General features: G+C 71.4%; 14 protein-coding genes and 1 riboswitch. Of the genes, 8 read left to right on the forward strand and 6 right to left on the reverse strand.

Annotated elements, in window-relative coordinates; genetic code table 11:
* Positions 1-51: 51 nt before the first annotated feature.
* From tilS to cysS, 4 genes are read right to left on the reverse strand one after another with little or no spacing between them, the layout of a single operon-like run.
* The gene (gene tilS, locus ACT80S_RS01300; protein ID WP_377412601.1) at positions 52-972 is read right to left on the reverse strand and encodes a tRNA lysidine(34) synthetase TilS; all 921 of its coding nucleotides are present in this window, start codon (positions 970-972) and stop codon (positions 52-54) included.
* A 34-nt stretch (positions 973-1,006) separates the two neighbouring features.
* Positions 1,007-1,981, reverse strand: coding sequence for an acetyl-CoA carboxylase carboxyltransferase subunit alpha (locus ACT80S_RS01305; protein WP_377411668.1), 975 nt, complete (start codon positions 1,979-1,981; stop codon positions 1,007-1,009).
* A 34-nt stretch (positions 1,982-2,015) separates the two neighbouring features.
* A complete protein-coding gene (locus ACT80S_RS01310; RefSeq protein ID WP_377412603.1) occupies positions 2,016-2,657 on the reverse strand; it encodes a DNA-3-methyladenine glycosylase family protein in 642 nt (213 codons plus the stop codon).
* A 41-nt stretch (positions 2,658-2,698) separates the two neighbouring features.
* On the reverse strand, positions 2,699-4,075 hold the full coding sequence (gene cysS / locus ACT80S_RS01315) for a cysteine--tRNA ligase (protein ID WP_377411670.1): 1,377 nt from the start codon (positions 4,073-4,075) through the stop codon (positions 2,699-2,701).
* Between the two features lie 151 nt (positions 4,076-4,226).
* Here cysS and ACT80S_RS01320 point away from each other — a divergent pair, with 151 nt between their 5' ends.
* The 5 genes from ACT80S_RS01320 to ACT80S_RS01340 are packed head-to-tail and all read left to right on the forward strand — an operon-like array spanning position 4,227 to position 7,496.
* Entirely contained in the window at positions 4,227-4,751 is a 525-nt protein-coding gene (locus ACT80S_RS01320; protein ID WP_377411672.1) for a tetratricopeptide repeat protein, read from the forward strand.
* A 29-nt stretch (positions 4,752-4,780) separates the two neighbouring features.
* Positions 4,781-5,395: a peptidylprolyl isomerase gene (locus ACT80S_RS01325; protein WP_377411673.1), complete on the forward strand. Its 615-nt coding sequence runs from the start codon at positions 4,781-4,783 to the stop codon at positions 5,393-5,395.
* Positions 5,396-5,427: 32 nt separating this feature from the next.
* Complete coding sequence (locus ACT80S_RS01330) at positions 5,428-5,934, forward strand: peptidylprolyl isomerase (protein WP_377411675.1); 507 nt, start codon at positions 5,428-5,430, stop codon at positions 5,932-5,934.
* A 6-nt stretch (positions 5,935-5,940) separates the two neighbouring features.
* Positions 5,941-6,717: a UDP-2,3-diacylglucosamine diphosphatase gene (locus ACT80S_RS01335; RefSeq protein WP_377411677.1), complete on the forward strand. Its 777-nt coding sequence runs from the start codon at positions 5,941-5,943 to the stop codon at positions 6,715-6,717.
* A 14-nt stretch (positions 6,718-6,731) separates the two neighbouring features.
* A complete protein-coding gene (locus ACT80S_RS01340; RefSeq protein ID WP_377411679.1) occupies positions 6,732-7,496 on the forward strand; it encodes a M90 family metallopeptidase in 765 nt (254 codons plus the stop codon).
* 7 nt (positions 7,497-7,503) lie between these two features.
* Here the strand turns inward: ACT80S_RS01340 and ACT80S_RS01345 are convergent, their stop codons facing one another.
* Together ACT80S_RS01345 and ACT80S_RS01350 are read right to left on the reverse strand one after the other, a co-directional pair.
* Positions 7,504-9,018, reverse strand: coding sequence for a methyl-accepting chemotaxis protein (locus ACT80S_RS01345; protein ID WP_377411681.1), 1,515 nt, complete (start codon positions 9,016-9,018; stop codon positions 7,504-7,506).
* Positions 9,019-9,169: 151 nt separating this feature from the next.
* Positions 9,170-12,004, reverse strand: coding sequence for a DUF349 domain-containing protein (locus ACT80S_RS01350; protein WP_377411683.1), 2,835 nt, complete (start codon positions 12,002-12,004; stop codon positions 9,170-9,172).
* Positions 12,005-12,640: 636 nt separating this feature from the next.
* Here ACT80S_RS01350 and ACT80S_RS01355 point away from each other — a divergent pair.
* The 3 genes from ACT80S_RS01355 (at position 12,641) to nrdR (ending at position 15,359) form a co-directional block, all read left to right on the forward strand.
* The gene (locus ACT80S_RS01355; RefSeq protein WP_377411685.1) at positions 12,641-13,441 is read left to right on the forward strand and encodes a lytic transglycosylase domain-containing protein; all 801 of its coding nucleotides are present in this window, start codon (positions 12,641-12,643) and stop codon (positions 13,439-13,441) included.
* A 25-nt stretch (positions 13,442-13,466) separates the two neighbouring features.
* Positions 13,467-13,591, forward strand: a riboswitch (ZMP/ZTP riboswitch).
* 58 nt (positions 13,592-13,649) lie between these two features.
* Entirely contained in the window at positions 13,650-14,894 is a 1,245-nt protein-coding gene (gene glyA / locus ACT80S_RS01360) for a serine hydroxymethyltransferase (protein WP_377411687.1), read from the forward strand.
* Positions 14,895-14,909: 15 nt separating this feature from the next.
* A complete protein-coding gene (nrdR, locus tag ACT80S_RS01365; RefSeq protein WP_377411689.1) occupies positions 14,910-15,359 on the forward strand; it encodes a transcriptional regulator NrdR in 450 nt (149 codons plus the stop codon).
* Positions 15,360-15,375: the final 16 nt, after the last annotated feature.

Below are 15,375 nucleotides of genomic sequence, written 5' to 3' on the forward strand. Positions count from 1 at the left end.
CGCACGGCCAGGACGGGCGTCCTGCGCGAAGCCGACGATTATACCGTTGGGCTACACCGCGGCCTGGTAGGCCAGGCGATCCCCGGCCCGCAGCACGAAGCCGCTGGCCACCTTGAGGTGGATGCGGTGGCCGCGCGTGCGGCAGGCCGCCACCTGGTCCAGCAGGGCCTCGAGCTGGGCCGCACTGGGCGCCGCGCCATGGGCCACGCGCAGCCAGTGCCGCAGCAGGTTGGCCTGGCGCTCGCGGGACAGGCGCTGCAGCGACGCCAGGGCGGGCGGGCCGCCCATGGCCTGCAGGTCGTCGGCCGCCACCTGCGCCAGCAGCTGCTGGGCCTGCGCCGCATGGCGCGCCGAGCGCGCGAAGGTCTCGCGGAACTGCGGGAAGGCCGCCTCCAGCGCCGGCAGCAGTTCGTGGCGGATGCGGTTGCGGGTGAAGGCGGTGTCCGCGTTGGTGGGGTCGTCCACCCAGGGCACGCCCTCGGCCTGCAGCCACCGCCGCAGCTGCGGGCCGGGCACGGCCAGCAGCGGGCGCTCGAACGCCAGGCCCTCGCGCTCGAAACGCCGGGGCATGGCGGCCAGGCCCGGCAGGCCCGCGCCGCGGCTCAGGGCCAGCAGCAGGGTCTCGGCCTGGTCGTCGGCATGGTGCCCCAGCCACACGCAGGCGGCGCCGGCCTCGCGCGCGGCCCGGGCCAGCGCGGCGTAGCGGGCGCGGCGGGCGGCGTCCTCCGGGCTCTCGCCCGGGGCGTGGGCGGCCTGCACCCGCACCGTGGCCAGCGGCACGCCCAGGCGCCCGCACAGGGCCTCGCAATGGCGCTGGAAGCCGTCGGCCGCGGCCTGCAGGCCGTGGTGGATGTGGACCGCCCTCACCTGCCCCGGGAAGGCGCGCACCGCCAGCAGCAGCAGCGCCGTGGAGTCGGCGCCGCCGCTCAGGGCAACGGCGAGGGGAAGGGAGGGAGCCGGGCCGCGCAGCATCGCCTCGAGGGCGCCCTGCACGGCCGGCGGGGGATCAGCGTTCGGCCTTGGTGTCGGTGAAGCGGCCATAGCTTTGCAGCCGCTCGTAGCGCCGGTCCTGCAGCTCGCGCGGCTTCAGGTCGGCCAGCTGGCGCCAGGCGTCGTTCAGCGCGCGCTTGAGGTAGGCCGCCATCTGCTTGGCATCGCGGTGGGCGCCGCCCACCGGCTCGTTGACGATCTTGTCGACCAGGCCCAGGGCCTTCAGGCGGTGAGCGGTGATGCCCATGGCCTCGGCCGCGTCCTGCGCCTTGTCGGAGGTCTTCCAGAGGATGGAGGCACAGCCCTCGGGCGAGATCACCGAGTACACGGAGTACTGCAGCATCAGCACCTGGTCGGCCACCGAGATGGCCAGCGCGCCGCCGGAGCCGCCCTCGCCGATCACCGTGGTGATGATCGGCACCTGCAGCTGCGCCATCTCGAAGATGTTGCGGCCGATGGCCTCGGACTGGCCGCGCTCCTCGGCGTCGATGCCGGGGTAGGCGCCGGGCGTGTCGACGAAGGTGAACACCGGGAGCTTGAACTTCTCGGCGGTCTTCATCAGGCGCAGGGCCTTGCGATAGCCCTCCGGCCGGCTCATGCCGAAGTTGCGCAGCCCGCGCTCGCGGGTGTCGCGCCCCTTCTGGTGGCCCAGCACCATGCAGGCATGGCCGTTGAAGCGCGCCAGGCCGCCGACGATGGACTGGTCGTCCGCGAAGTGGCGGTCACCGTGCAGCTCGATGAAGTCGGTGAAGATCTCGTTCACGTAGTCGAGCGTGTACGGGCGCTCGGGGTGGCGCGCGATCTTGGTGATCTGCCAGGGGGTCAGGTCGCTGTAGATGTCCTTCGTGAGCTGCTGGCTCTTCTTGGACAGCTGGTCGATCTCGTCAGAGATGTCGACGGCGGACTCGGACTGCACGTAGCGCAGTTCCTCGATCTTGGTTTCCAGTTCCGCGATGGGCTGCTCGAAATCAAGAAAGGTCTTCTTTGCCAAATTGTTCTCCTCGTGGGGCGTGGCCCGTCGCGTTTCAATACTCGACGGGCAGCGGGTCGAGCGACCGCCAAATATACCAAGTCGCGACGCTGCAGAAGGGCGACCAGGCGGCGGCCACCTCGCGGGCTTCGCTGCGGCTCACCGGGTCGCCCGAAAAATAGTTCTGGCTGATGCCATTGATGAGACCGACATCGTCCAGCGGCAGCACATTGGGCCGCATCAGGTGGAAGATGAGGAACATCTCGGCGGTCCAGCGGCCGATGCCGCGGATGTCCACCAGCTCGGCGATGATGGACTCGTCGTCCATGTCCTGCCACTTCGCCACGTGCAGCGCGCCGGAGTCGAAGTGCAGGGCCAGGTCGACCAGGTACTCGATCTTGCGGGCCGACAGCCCGGCCGCGCGCATGTCGTCGACCTTGAGCTTGAGCACACTGGCCGGCGTCATCTTCCTGGGCAGCACCGCGAAGCGGTCCCACACGCTCTGCGCGGCCTTCACCGAGATCTGCTGGCCCACGATGCTGCGCGCCAGGGTGGTGAAGGCATCGCCGCGCGAGCGCAGCGTGGAGTCGGGGAACTGCGGGATCAGCCGCTTCATCACCCGGTCCTTGCGGGCCAGGTACTTGCAGGCCTCGGCCCAGTACGCCGGGGTGGTCAGCTCGACGGGGCTGCCCGTCACCGCATCCGGGTCCGGCGCCGCGGCGCGCTTGTCGGGTGCGCTCACGACGCGGCCTCCCAGGTGGTGCCGGCGGCCGAGTCCTTGAGCACGATGCCCTGCGCGAGCAGCGCCTGGCGGATGCGGTCGGCCTCGGCGAAGTCCTTGGCCTTCTTGGCGGCGGCGCGTTGTTCGATCATGGACGCAATGGTCGCCTCGTCCAGCGCCGCGCCACTGCGCAGGAAATCACGCGGATCGCCCTGGAGCAGGCCCAGGCAGCCCCCGAGGGCCTTGAGCAGGCCCGACACCTGCGGTGACCGGGTGCGATTGGCCTCGCCGGCGAGGTCGAACAGCACCGCCACCGCCTCGGGCGTGGCGAAGTCGTTGTCCATGGCGGCCTTGAAGCGCGCGGCATGGGGTTCGGCCCAGTCGATCACGACCTCGGCCGGCGCCACCGCGTCCAGCGCGGTGTACAGGCGCTTGAGCGCGCCGCGGGCGTCGTCCAGGTGGACGTCGCTGTAATTGAGCGGGCTGCGGTAGTGGGCGCGCACGATGAAGAAGCGCACCGTCTCCGCGTCGAACTTCTTCAGCACGTCGCGGATGGTGAAGAAGTTGCCCAGCGACTTGGACATCTTCTCGTTGTCGATGTTCACGAAGCCGTTGTGCATCCACGTCTTCGCCAGCGGCACGCCATGCGCGCCCTCGCTCTGGGCGATCTCGTTCTCGTGGTGCGGGAAGGCCAGGTCGGCGCCGCCGCCGTGGATGTCGAAGGTCTCGCCCAGGAGGGCGCAGGCCATCGCCGAGCACTCGATGTGCCAGCCCGGGCGGCCCGGGCCATAGGCGCTGTCCCACTTGGCGTCGGCCGGCTCACTGGGCTTGGCGGACTTCCACAGCACGAAGTCCAGCGGGTCCTCCTTGCCCTCGGCCACCGCCACGCGCTCGCCGGCGTGCAGCTCGTCGAGCGACTTGCCCGAGAGCTTGCCGTAGCCAGGGAAGCGGCGCACCGCGAAGTTCACGTCGCCGCCGGGCGTGCGGTAGGCGAGCTGCCGGCCCTCGAGCGCGCGCACGATGTCCAGCATCTGCGGCACGTAGTCGGTGGCGCGCGGGTCGTGCGTGGGGCGCTCGATGCCCAGGGCATCGAAGTCCCGGTACATCTCGTCGATCATGCGGCTGGTGAGGCCGCGGACGGTCTCGCCGTTCTCCACGGCGCGGCGGATGATCTTGTCGTCGATGTCGGTGATGTTGCGCACGAAGGTCACGCGCAGGCCGCTGGCCTTGAGCCAGCGCTGCACCACGTCGAAGGCGACGTTGGCGCGGGCATGGCCGACGTGGCACAGGTCGTAGACCGTGATGCCGCACACGTACATGCGCACATGGCCGGGATCGATCGGCGAAAAATCTTCCAGCGCACGCGACAGCGTGTTGTAGATGCGCAGACTCATGGGTGTCGGGAGGGCGGGCGGCGGGGATGCGGCCGGCAGTTGTCGGGAACGGGTTCGGGACCTGCGCCGCAGGCACTCCCGCTGGGGGGCCACGGCTACAATCCGGCGCAGTATATAGCCCCGCGCCGAGCCCGGCGCCCCTTGACAGCCCATGTCGCCTGGCCTCCAGAATCCCGTCCGCGCCCGCCACCTCGCCGCCGCCCTCGTGCTGGCGGTGGCCGCCGGCTCCGCGCTGGCCGACGACTACGCCGACGTCGCCCGCCTGCTGCGCGCCGGCCAGAGCGCCGAGGCCCTGGCCCGCGCCGACCGCTACCTCGCCGCCAGCCCGCGCGACCCGCAGATGCGTTTCCTCAAGGGCGTGGCCCTGGGCGATGCGGGCCGCTCCGCCGAGGCCCTCGAGGTCCTAACCCGGCTGGTCGAGGAGTACCCCGAGCTGCCCGAGCCCCACAACAACCTCGCCGTGCTGCACGCCGCGCGCGGCGACCTGGACAAGGCCCGCTCCGCGCTGGAGGCCGCCCTGCGCGTCAACCCCTCGTACGCCACCGCGCACGAGAACCTGGGCGACGTGTACCTGGGCCTGGCCGCACGCGCCTGGGAGCGCGCGCAGCAGCTCGAGCCGGGCCTGGCGCGCAGCGTCGCGCCCAAGCTGGCCGCCGCCCGCAGCCTGGCGCGCTGAGCGCACCCTCGTCCCCAAGGAACCCACGCATGATCCGCACCGCCCGCCGCACGGCCTGCCGCTTCGCCGCCACCTGGCTCACCGCCCTGGCGCTGGCCCCCGCCCTGCCCGCCCTCGCCCAGGACGCGCCGCGCGTGCGCCTGGCCACCAGCCAGGGCGACATCGTCGTCGAGGTCTACCCCGACAAGGCGCCGAAGACCGTGGCCAACTTCCTGCAATACGTGCGGGACGGCCACTACGACGGCACCATCTTCCACCGCGTCATCGACAACTTCATGATCCAGGGTGGCGGCTACGACACGCGCTACGCGCAAAAGCCCACCCGCGCGCCGATCCCGCACGAAGGCGCCGAGGCCCTGGCCGCCGGCGGCCCGCGCAACACCGTGGGCACCATCGCCATGGCCCGCACCATGGACCCGAACTCCGCCTCCGCGCAGTTCTTCATCAACGTGAAGGACAACGCCTTCCTGGACCACACCGCGCCCACCGCGCGGGGCTACGGCTACGTGGCCTTCGGCAAGGTCGTCAGCGGCATGGACATCGTGAACCGCATCAAGGCCCTGCCCACCGGCCCGGGCGGCCCCTTCCCCTCCGACGTGCCGAGGACCCCCGTGGTCATCAACTCGGCCACGCTGGTCAAGTAACCCCCTCGAACAACAGCCCACAGGACACCACCATGAGCAATCCCAAGGTCGAACTGCACATCGCCGGCCACGGCGTCATCACCCTCGAACTCGACGCCGAGAAGGCGCCGGTGTCGACCGCCAACTTCCTGTCCTATGTGAAGAAGGGCCACTACGACGGCACCATCTTCCACCGCATCATCCCCAGCTTCATGATCCAGGGCGGCGGCTTCGACGCCGACATGAACCAGAAGCCCACCGACGCGCCGATCAAGAACGAGGCCGACAACGGCCTGAAGAACAACAAGTACACGATCGCCATGGCCCGCACCAGCGACCCGCACTCGGCCACCGCGCAGTTCTTCATCAACGCCACCGACAACGACTTCCTGAACTTCAAGTCGCCCACCGCCCAGGGCTGGGGCTACGCCGTGTTCGGCAAGGTGGTCTCGGGCGCCGAGATCGTCGACAAGCTCGAGCGCGTGAAGACCGGCAGCAAGGGCTTCCACCAGGACGTGCCGAAGGAGTCCGTGGTGATCGAGAAGGCCGTCGAGGCCTGATCCGCGGTGGGCACGGCGACCGCGCCCTCCTTCGACGAGATGTCGGCGCCGGCCTCCTGGGCCTGCGCCGATTTCATTTCCGACCTGCACCTGCAGCCCTCGCAGCCGGCCACCTTCGCGGCCTGGCGCGACTACCTGGCGGGCACGCCCGCCGATGCGGTGTTCATCCTCGGCGACCTGTTCGAGGCCTGGGTCGGTGACGACGCGGCCCTGGTGCCGAGCTTCGCCGCCGACTGCGCCCGGGTGCTGCAGGAGGCTGCGGCGCGCCGGCCGATGTTCCTGCTGCACGGCAACCGCGACTTCCTGGTCGGCGAGGCGCTGGCGCGCCGCTGCGGCTTCCGGCTGCTGCAGGACCCGGCGGTGCTGGATTTCGGCGGCCGCCGCTACCTGCTCTCGCATGGCGACGCGCTGTGCCTGGCGGACACCGAGTACCTGCGCTTTCGCGCCCAGGTGCGCACGCCGCAGTGGATCGAGGCCTTCCTGGCCCGCCCCCTGGCCGAACGCGAGGCCGTGGCGCGCCAGCTGCGCGACGCCAGCCAGGCCCGCCACGCGGTGACCACCGAGTACGCCGACGCCGACACCGACCTCACCCGGGCCTGGCTCGCCGCGGCCGGCGCCACGGCGATGATCCATGGCCACACACACCGCCCCGCCGACCACGACCTGGGGGGCGGGCTGCGCCGGCTCGTGCTCTCCGACTGGGACCTGGAGGCGGGCACGCCGCGCGCCGAGGCCCTGCGCCTGCACGCGGACGGGCGTAGCGAGCGCATCGCGCTCGCCTGAGGAGGCAGCCCGGCATGTTCGGCTGGTGGCGCAGGCGGCGGACCGCACCGGCCATTCCCGAGGACCTGTGGCTGCAGGTGCTCGCCGACTTTCCCTTCCTCGCGCAGCGCCCGGCCGCGGACCTCACCCGCCTGCGCGAGCTGGCCGCGCGCTTCCTCCGGGACAAGGAATTCCACGGCGCCCAGGGCCTGGTGATCACCGACGCCCTGGCCCTGTCGATCGCCGCCCAGGCGGTGCTGCCGGTGCTGCACCTGGGGCTCGGCTGGTACGACGACTTCGTCGGCATCGTGGTCCACCCCGACGAGGTGGTGGCGCGCCGCAGCGCCGTCGACGAGGCCGGCGTGGTGCACGACTGGGACGAGGTCCTGGCCGGCGAGGCCATGGAGCGGGGGCCGGTGATGCTGTCCTGGCGCGACGTGCGCGAGGCCGGCCAGGGACGCGACGACGGCTACAACGTCGTGGTCCACGAGTTCGTCCACAAGCTGGACATGCGCGACGGGGCCAGCGACGGTTGCCCGCCCCTACCCTCGCGGGCGGCGCGCCAGGCCTGGCTGTCGGTGATGCAGGCCGAGTACGAGGCCTTCCGCGAGCGCGTGGTCATCGCCGAGCGCTTTGGCGGCGAGCCGACCTGGCTGGACCCGTACGGCGCGCAGTCGGTCGACGAGTTCTTCGCCGTCGCCTGCGAGGCCTACTTCGTCCAGCGTGAGCGCTTTGCCACGGAGTTCCCGGTGCTCGTGCCGCTGTTCGACGGCTTCTTCGGCCCGAAGCCAGCCGCCTGACCGGCGCTCACTCCGCCGCGAGGTAGCCCACGCGCACCGCGCCCCAGTGGCGCCCGCGCACCCACACCGGCACCGACAGGTCGTGCATGGTCTGCCCCGTGTCGCGCAGGTAGGTCTGGACCAGCACGCCCTGGTGCTTCGGGCAGCGCTTGCCCACCGCATCGTCGAACACGCGCTTCGTGCGGTTGTTCGCCAGGTCGGTGGCGGCGTCGCCGGTCAGGGGCTTCGAGAAGCGCGCGTTGTGCGTGGGGCAGTAGCCGTCGGCATTGACCACGATGGCATAGGCGGCGCCCTGCTCCAGCAGCGGCTCCTGCAGCGGGGGCAGGGCCTGGTCGCACAGGCTGTCCCAGCCGGTGGTCTTCTTGACGGGATGGGTGCGGGGGATGTCCACGTAGCGCGGCGCGAACAGGTCCTGCTCCTGGACCTCGCCGCGATCGAGCATCGCCTCGAGGGCGCGGCCGGCCTGCGCCGCCAGCGCCAGGGCCTGTCCCTTGCGCGTGGTGTGCTCGCAGGCCACCCCCTGCTCAGCCAACCCGCCCAGGAGCTGCTCCAGGCACTCGCCCACCTCGCGCGCCGAGGCGGCCGACAGGTCGCCCAGCGCGCCCATGTCCGCGGACAGCGCCTGCGCCTGGCCGGACAGGCCCATCGCCTCCCCGGCCGCGCCCTCGCAGACCTGCTGCGCGCCCTGCAGGCGCTCGGTCACCGCCGACACCCCCGCCACCGCCTCCGCGACCTCGGCCAGCGTGGCCTGGACCTGACGCGTCGTGGCCTCGGTCGTCGCGGCCATGCCTTCGACGGCGGCCACCGCTTCGCCATTGAGGGTGATGATCTGGGCCACCTCGCGCTTGATGTCGCTGGCGCGGCCCGAAGCTTCCTCGGACAGCTTGCGCACCTCCGCGGCCACCACCGCGAAGCCCTTGCCGGCCGGACCCGCATGGGCGGCCTCGATGGTGGCGTTCAACGCCAGCAGGCGCGTCTGCACCGCGATCTTCTCGATGGTCGCGGCCGCCGCCTCCACCGCGCGGATGGCCTGCGCGAGCTCACCCACGCGCTGCTGCGCGTGCCGCGAGCCCTCGGCCACCTGGCCCAGTTCGGCGCCAATGCGGCCCAGGCGTTCGGAGGTGTTGCGTGCGGCGGTCAGCGTCTGCTGCGCGGCGCTGGCGGCCGCCTGCACCGAGGCTGCGGCCTCGCGCGAACTCGCGGCGGTGCGGCCGACGCCGCCGGCGGCCTCGCCGGTGCTGCCCGCCACCTCGTGCGAGCGGGTGGCGGCGCGGGCCGCATCGAACGAGGCACGCGACAGGGCCGGCGCGGCCTGGCGGACGATGTCGACCACGGCCTGGGCCTGGTCGCGTTCGCGCGCCAGCCGGCCCCAGCGGCTGGCCACCCAGGCCGCCGGCAAGGCCAGCACCACCGCGGAAAGCGCCGCAGGCTGGCCGGTGAGGAGGTAGAGGCCCGCAGGCGCCAGCAGCCACGCCGAGGCGAGGCCTCGCAACGACCAGACGATCAGGGAATGTGAGGGCATCGAGACGGGCTCCAGGAAGTCCGGGCGCCACGGCAATTCGCCGACGCCCCCAGCCCGTCTTTCGGCCGGCGCCCCAAAAAACTGAGCCCCGGGATTGCCCGGGGCTCCACCGCAGCGCGAGGACGCGCCGGCGCATCAGCGCATCAGCGCATCAGCGCATCAGCGCCTTGAGCGCATTCTGCAGGCGGCGGGCCGCCTGGGCCTGGTGCGGGCTGGCCAGCACGCGGGCCACGTCCTGGCCCCAGGTCTGGGCCGGGGACGGGTCGTTGCGGCGCGTCAGCAGTTGCAGCTGCAGCATGCGGCGGGCCGCCAGGTGCTCGGCGGGCGTAGGCACCTCGGCGGCGATCTCCAGGCGCAGCAGCGCCTCGGCGGCGTCACCGGAGGGGTTGGCCTGCAGGGCCTGCACCCAACCGCCACGCACGGCGGGCGGCACGGACTTGCCCAGCTCGCTGGCGCTGGGCACCTGGTCGCCGGCACGCTGCTCCCAGGCGGACAGCAGGTGGGCCAGCGCCTCGCCGTGGGCCTGGGCGGCCAGCTTGCGCAGGGCCGACTGGGCATGCTCCAGGGCGTCGCGCTGGGCGCGGAAGGCCACGTCGCCCAGGCGGGGGCCGCGGTCCTCGCGCTCGGGACGGTCGCCGAAGCGGCCGCGGCCGCGGTCGCCACGGTCACCACCGCCCTCACCGAAACGGCCCGGGCCGCCCGGCTTGCGGTCACCGAACTTTCCGCCGCGCACGGGGGCCGGCTCGGCCTTCTTCATGCCGGGGCGGTCATCGCCGCGCATGGCCACCACGGGACGTGGCGCGGGCTTGGCCGCGGGCGCGGGAGCCGCGACTTCGCCAGCCGGGGCCTCGGCATCGGCGGCAGGCGCACCAGCCGCGGTGGCATCGGCCGCTGCGGCTTCGCCGGCCGGCGCCGCGGGCGCCGCCTGGGCCGCCGCGTTGGCCTGGGCCATCTCGGCACGGGCCTGGGCCTGGCCCTTCAGGGCGGCTTCCAGGGCGGTCATGGCTTCGCGGATGCGCTGGGCATCCCCGGAGGCGTTGGCCGCCTCGAGGGCCTTGGAAGCCTCGAGCACGACGCGGTCACGGTCGCTCAGTGCGGACGCCGCGCGGTCACGCTCGGCGCCCTTGCGCTGGAAGGCCTCGTCGATCGGCTTGCGGAACGCGTCCCACAGCTTCTGCTCGTGCTTGCGGTCCAGCGGCACCGCCTGGGCTTCAGCCTGCCAGCGCTGCTGCAGCGCCTTGACGGCGTCGATGCGCAGGGACGGCGCGGCGCCCAGCGCCTTGGCCTCCTCGATCATGGCGTGGCGGCGCTCCAGGCTCTGCTTCTGGGCCGCGGCCAGCGGCGCCTCGGCCGCATGGATCGCGGCCTTCCACAGCGGCTGCATTTCGGCGAAGGCCTTCTCGCTGAGGTGGCCGGCCTCGCGCCAGCGGCTCTCGAACTGGTGGATCGCGCGGGCGAAGCTCTTCCAGTCGTTGTTCGCGGGGGCCGGGTGGGCAGCCGCCCAGGCCTGGACCTCCTCGATCAGCGCCGTGCGGCGAGCCCGGTGCTCGGCGGCCTCGGACTTGACCTTCTCCAGCCAGGACTCGACCACCTTGTAGGCCTCATTGCAGGCCTCGTCGAAGCGCTTCCACAAGGCATGGTTGGGGGCGCCGCCCTGGTCCAGCTTCTTCCACTGCTCGCGCAGGCTGCGCAGCTGTTCCTGCATCTTGCGGCCGCCGAAGCGGGGCTTCTTGACGACGGCGGCCGGGGTCGCGGCGGGCGCCGGGGCGGAAGCCGGCGCGGGAGCCGCGGCGGCCACGGCCTCTTCGCCCTCGGCGGCGGGTGCGGCGGCCTCAGCCGCTGCCTCGTCCGCAGCGGGCGCAGGCACGGGCGTAGGTGCGGGTGCGGTCGCCGGCGCCGGCGCGGCAACGCGCTCGAACAGGTCCTCGGCCTTCGCCACCAGCTCCTGGCGCAGCTGGTCGGTGCGCCAGCGCTGCCAGCCTTCCATCTCGCCGGCAGCCGCCAGGGCGCCGTGGGCCTGGCGGTCGAGGTCGGCATCGACCAGCTTGCCGTACTCCTTCAGCGCGTTGCGCAGTGCAGCGGCGGCGCCGGCACTGGCCTTGCCATGGCCCTCGCCCACTTCCTGCTCGACCTTCGCCAGCGCCGCGCGCACGGCCTCGTTGGCCTTGGCACGCAGTTCGGGATCGACCTTGGGGCGGGCCGGCTTGGCCGGCAGCTCGGCCGGCAGGCCGCGCGCCACACGCAGCTCATCGGCCCACACCGGCACGGGCGGCAGCGGCGCGGCGGGATCGTTCTCGGCCGCGCCAGCCTGGGCCAAGGCGCTCTCGAAAGCCTCCCACACCGCCTGCAGCTGGGCACGCGAGGCCTCCAGCAGGGGCGGGAAACGGGCGTCGACGCTGGGCCAGGTCGGGTCCTCGACCAGGGCCTGGGCCTGCTGCTGCCAGACCGGCACGTCGGCGCGCAGCGCCTCGGCCGCCGCCTGCGCGTCGCGCCAGGACTTGGTGGAGAGCACCTCGATGCGCTGGGCCAGCAGCACGGCTGCCTCACGCTGCACCTGCACGCGGTGCTGGAGGTCCTCGACCCCCTTCACGCGCTCGGCCAGCTGCGACTTGAGGCCGGCCAGCGGCTCGCGGCTCAGGGGGGCGCCGGCCTTGGCGGCGTCACGCTGCCAGGCCAGCGCATCGGCGATGTTCAGCTTGGCCTGGGCCAGCAGGGCCTGGGCCTTCTCGGCCCACTCGGCCGCGATGGCTTCCTGCCCCTTGGCCCGCTTGATCTCGTCCAGCCGCTCACGCAGCACGCGGGCCGCGCCCTTGTCTCGGCTGCTGAGTTCTCGGTAGACCTCCTGCATCTGCTCGACGGCGGGTTCGCTGGCCAGCCATTCGCGCAGTCGCGCGGCGCGCTCGCCGGAGGTCGCGGCCGTGAAGGCGCCGCCGGTGAGCGTGTCGAGGGCCTGGGTATCGTGGGGTCGGGTCGGGGCTTGGGTCACTGTGTCTTCTGGAGCGCCACGGGGCGCCCGGGATTCGAAAGCAATCGCGTATTGTCCCCTCGAAACCGGGCGGCTGGCGCGCGGCCCGCGCCACGGGGCCCGGAAAAGAGAAAGCCCGGCAGAAGCCTGAAGCCATCTGCCGGGCTTGGCCCGGACCCGAAGTCCGGCGCCAGGCGCGGTTGGGAGGTTCTCGTCCCGCCCGCAGCGGAAGCAACGATTGCTTCCCGGGTTGGCCGGCGGACCACCGAAGCGGCATCGCCAGCGGGATGCTCGAATCACTCGAGCGAAGTCAGCGTAACCGCCGGCCGCCAGCTGTTCAAGTTTGAGTTTTCAATGGCTCCGGGCGCGTCGATTGCCCCGGGATGGGTGGCCAAGAAGTCAAACCGGGAGGAATAAAGAACGATTCCCTTAATATTGACCGGTTATTAGGAGCCCCCTAGAATCCGCCCATTCCTGTAAAACGTCACAGGGACTCCCGAAACCCGCTGCCGACCCCGGCCAAGTCCCGGCAACCCCGCAGAGTCCTGTCAAGGCCTGTCGCCGCGGACAGCGTACCAATCCAAACGAGGTGCACGAGCCCGAGCCAGACGCTCACAGCGTCTTTCCGGCCCGTCCCCCGCGTAGAAAGGAAGTGCTATGACAGCGTTCGAGAACATCGTCCAGGGCTTGCGAGTCTTCGCATCCGACGTCGCCCAGGGCTTTTTCGAAATCACCCACAACAGCTTCGCCCTCGTCGGCCTGGCCGTCGTGTTCGCCACCGTCACCCTCACCGTCCGCCCCGACCTGCGCGAAAGCGGCGAGGCGCGCCTGATGGGCTGGCTCCAGGCCCGCCAGGCGGATGCGCTGGGCATCGAGGCCGACCTGGCCGCGATCGACCGCGCCACCGCCACCGATCCGGCCGACCTGCCCAAGCAGCAGGCCGCCGTGGCGCATTGGCTCAGCCGCAAGTACCGCGTCGCGCCGGAGCCGATCAGCGCGCTGGTCGCCGAGGCCTACCAGGTCGGCGCCAAGGTCAAGCTCGACCCGACGCTGATCCTGGCCGTGATGGCCGTGGAATCCGGCTTCAACCCGTTCGCCCAGAGCCCGGTGGGCGCCCAGGGGCTGATGCAGGTGATGACCAAGGTCCACAGCGACAAGTACAGCCTGTTCGGCGGCAAGCTCGCCGCCTTCGACCCGGTGTCCAACCTGCGCGTGGGCGTGAAGGTGCTGCAGGAGTGCATCCAGCGCGCCGGCTCGCTCGAGGCGGGCCTGCGCTACTACGTGGGCGCCGCCAACGTCGAGGACGACAACGGCTACGCCGACAAGGTGCTGGCCGAGCACCAGCGCCTCAAGCAGGTCGCGGCCGGCCAGAACGTGCCGCACTCCGCCCCCACCGGCCTGCGCGCCAACAAGCCCGAGACCGGGCCGGCGCGCGTCGCCGCCCTCGCCCTGTCCTGAAGCCCCCCGGGCCTCGGATACACTTACGCCCGTACGCGACTGGCGATAGGCGCGTCCGCCTCGAGCAGGCGGCACGCGCCGACGTGGGACACCACGGGGGAGCGTACCGCCGGCCGTGCCGGTGATCCGCCGTTCGCCTGGGCAGCCCTTGTTCGACGCTTGTTCGACATCAGGGACCACCGTCTGAAAAGACCGAAGGACTGCCGCCGTGTACCACCGCAATACCCTCATCGAGCAAACCGATCCTGAACTGTTCGCCGCGATCCAGGCCGAAAACCGTCGGCAGGAAGAGCACATCGAGCTGATCGCCAGCGAGAACTACGCCTCCCCCGCCGTCATGGCGGCCCAGGGCACCCAGCTGACCAACAAGTACGCCGAGGGCTACCCCGGCAAGCGCTACTACGGCGGCTGCGAGTACGTGGACATCGCCGAGCAACTGGCGATCGACCGCGTCAAGCAGCTGTTCGGCGCCGATGCCGCCAACGTGCAGCCGCACTGCGGCGCCTCCGCCAACGAGGCCGTGTTCCTGGCCTTCCTCAAGCCCGGCGACACCATCATGGGCATGAGCCTGGCCGAAGGCGGCCACCTGACCCACGGCATGCCCCTGAACATGTCGGGCAAGTGGTTCAACGTCGTCTCCTACGGCCTGAACGAGAAGGAAGAGATCGACTACGACGCGATGGAAGCCAAGGCCCGCGAGCACAAGCCCAAGCTGATCGTGGCCGGCGCCTCCGCCTACGCCCTGCGCATCGATTTCGAGCGCTTCGCCAAGATCGCCAAGGAAGTCGGCGCCATCTTCATGGTGGACATGGCCCACTACGCCGGCCTGATCGCCGCGGGCGTGTACCCCAACCCGGTGCCCTTCGCCGACGTGGTGACCTCCACCACCCACAAGAGCCTGCGCGGCCCCCGCGGCGGCATCATCCTGATGAAGGCCGAGCACGAGAAGGCGATCAACTCCGCCATCTTCCCCGGCCTGCAGGGCGGCCCGCTGATGCATGTGATCGCCGCCAAGGCGGTGGCCTTCAAGGAAGCCCTGACGCCCGAATTCAAGGCCTACCAGCAGCAGGTCGTGAAGAACGCCCAGGTCGTCGCCGAGACCCTGACCCAGCGTGGCCTGCGCATCATCAGCGGCCGCACCGAGAGCCACGTGATGCTGGTCGACCTGCGCGCCAAGGGCATCACCGGCAAGGAAGCCGAGGCCGTGCTGGGCGACGCCCACATGACCATCAACAAGAACGCCATCCCGAACGACCCCGAGAAGCCGTTCGTGACCAGCGGCGTGCGCATCGGCACCCCGGCCATGACCACCCGTGGCTTCAAGGAAGAAGAAGCCCGCATCACGGCTAACCTGATCGCCGACGTGCTGGACAACCCGCGCGATCCGGCCAACATCGCCGCGGTGCGCGAGAAGGTCAACGCCCTGACCCGCCGCTTCCCGGTCTACGGCTAAAGCGGCAGCGGCACGATGAAATGCCCCTTCTGCGGCAACGCCGACACCCAGGTGGTGGAAACGCGTGTCGCCGAAGACGGCGACATCGTGCGCCGGCGCCGCCAGTGCGCCCATTGCGAGAAGCGCTTCACCACCTACGAGCGGCCTGACGTCTCGTTCCCGGCCGTCGTCAAGAAGGACGGCCGGCGCATCGAGTACCAGCGGGCCAAGCTGCTCGACTCCCTCAACCTCGCCCTGCGCAAGCGGCCGGTGAGCACCGAGCAGGTCGACTCCGCGATCGAGCGCATCGAGGAAAAGCTCCTGAACCTCGGCGTGCGCGAGATCCCCTCCTCGCGCATCGGCGAGCTGGTGATGCGAGAACTCAAGAAGCTGGACAAGGTGGCGTACGTGCGCTTCGCCAGCGTCTACCGCAGCTTCGAGGACATCGACGAGTTCAAGACCCTCGTCGACGAAGTCCGCAGATAAGCCCGCGACGGGCCCG

The sequence above is a fragment of the Ramlibacter sp. MAHUQ-53 genome (assembly GCF_052600055.1).

Coding starts and splice junctions, on each gene's coding strand:
- ACT80S_RS01330 (WP_377411675.1), top strand. CDS start 5,428: ATGAGCAATCCCAAGGTCGAACTGCACATCGCCGGCCACGGCGTCATC.
- tilS (WP_377412601.1), bottom strand. CDS start 972: ATGCTGCGCGGCCCGGCTCCCTCCCTTCCCCTCGCCGTTGCCCTGAGC.
- ACT80S_RS01325 (WP_377411673.1), top strand. CDS start 4,781: ATGATCCGCACCGCCCGCCGCACGGCCTGCCGCTTCGCCGCCACCTGG.
- cysS (WP_377411670.1), bottom strand. CDS start 4,075: ATGAGTCTGCGCATCTACAACACGCTGTCGCGTGCGCTGGAAGATTTT.
- ACT80S_RS01320 (WP_377411672.1), top strand. CDS start 4,227: ATGTCGCCTGGCCTCCAGAATCCCGTCCGCGCCCGCCACCTCGCCGCC.
- ACT80S_RS01345 (WP_377411681.1), bottom strand. CDS start 9,018: ATGCCCTCACATTCCCTGATCGTCTGGTCGTTGCGAGGCCTCGCCTCG.
- ACT80S_RS01355 (WP_377411685.1), top strand. CDS start 12,641: ATGACAGCGTTCGAGAACATCGTCCAGGGCTTGCGAGTCTTCGCATCC.
- ACT80S_RS01340 (WP_377411679.1), top strand. CDS start 6,732: ATGTTCGGCTGGTGGCGCAGGCGGCGGACCGCACCGGCCATTCCCGAG.
- nrdR (WP_377411689.1), top strand. CDS start 14,910: ATGAAATGCCCCTTCTGCGGCAACGCCGACACCCAGGTGGTGGAAACG.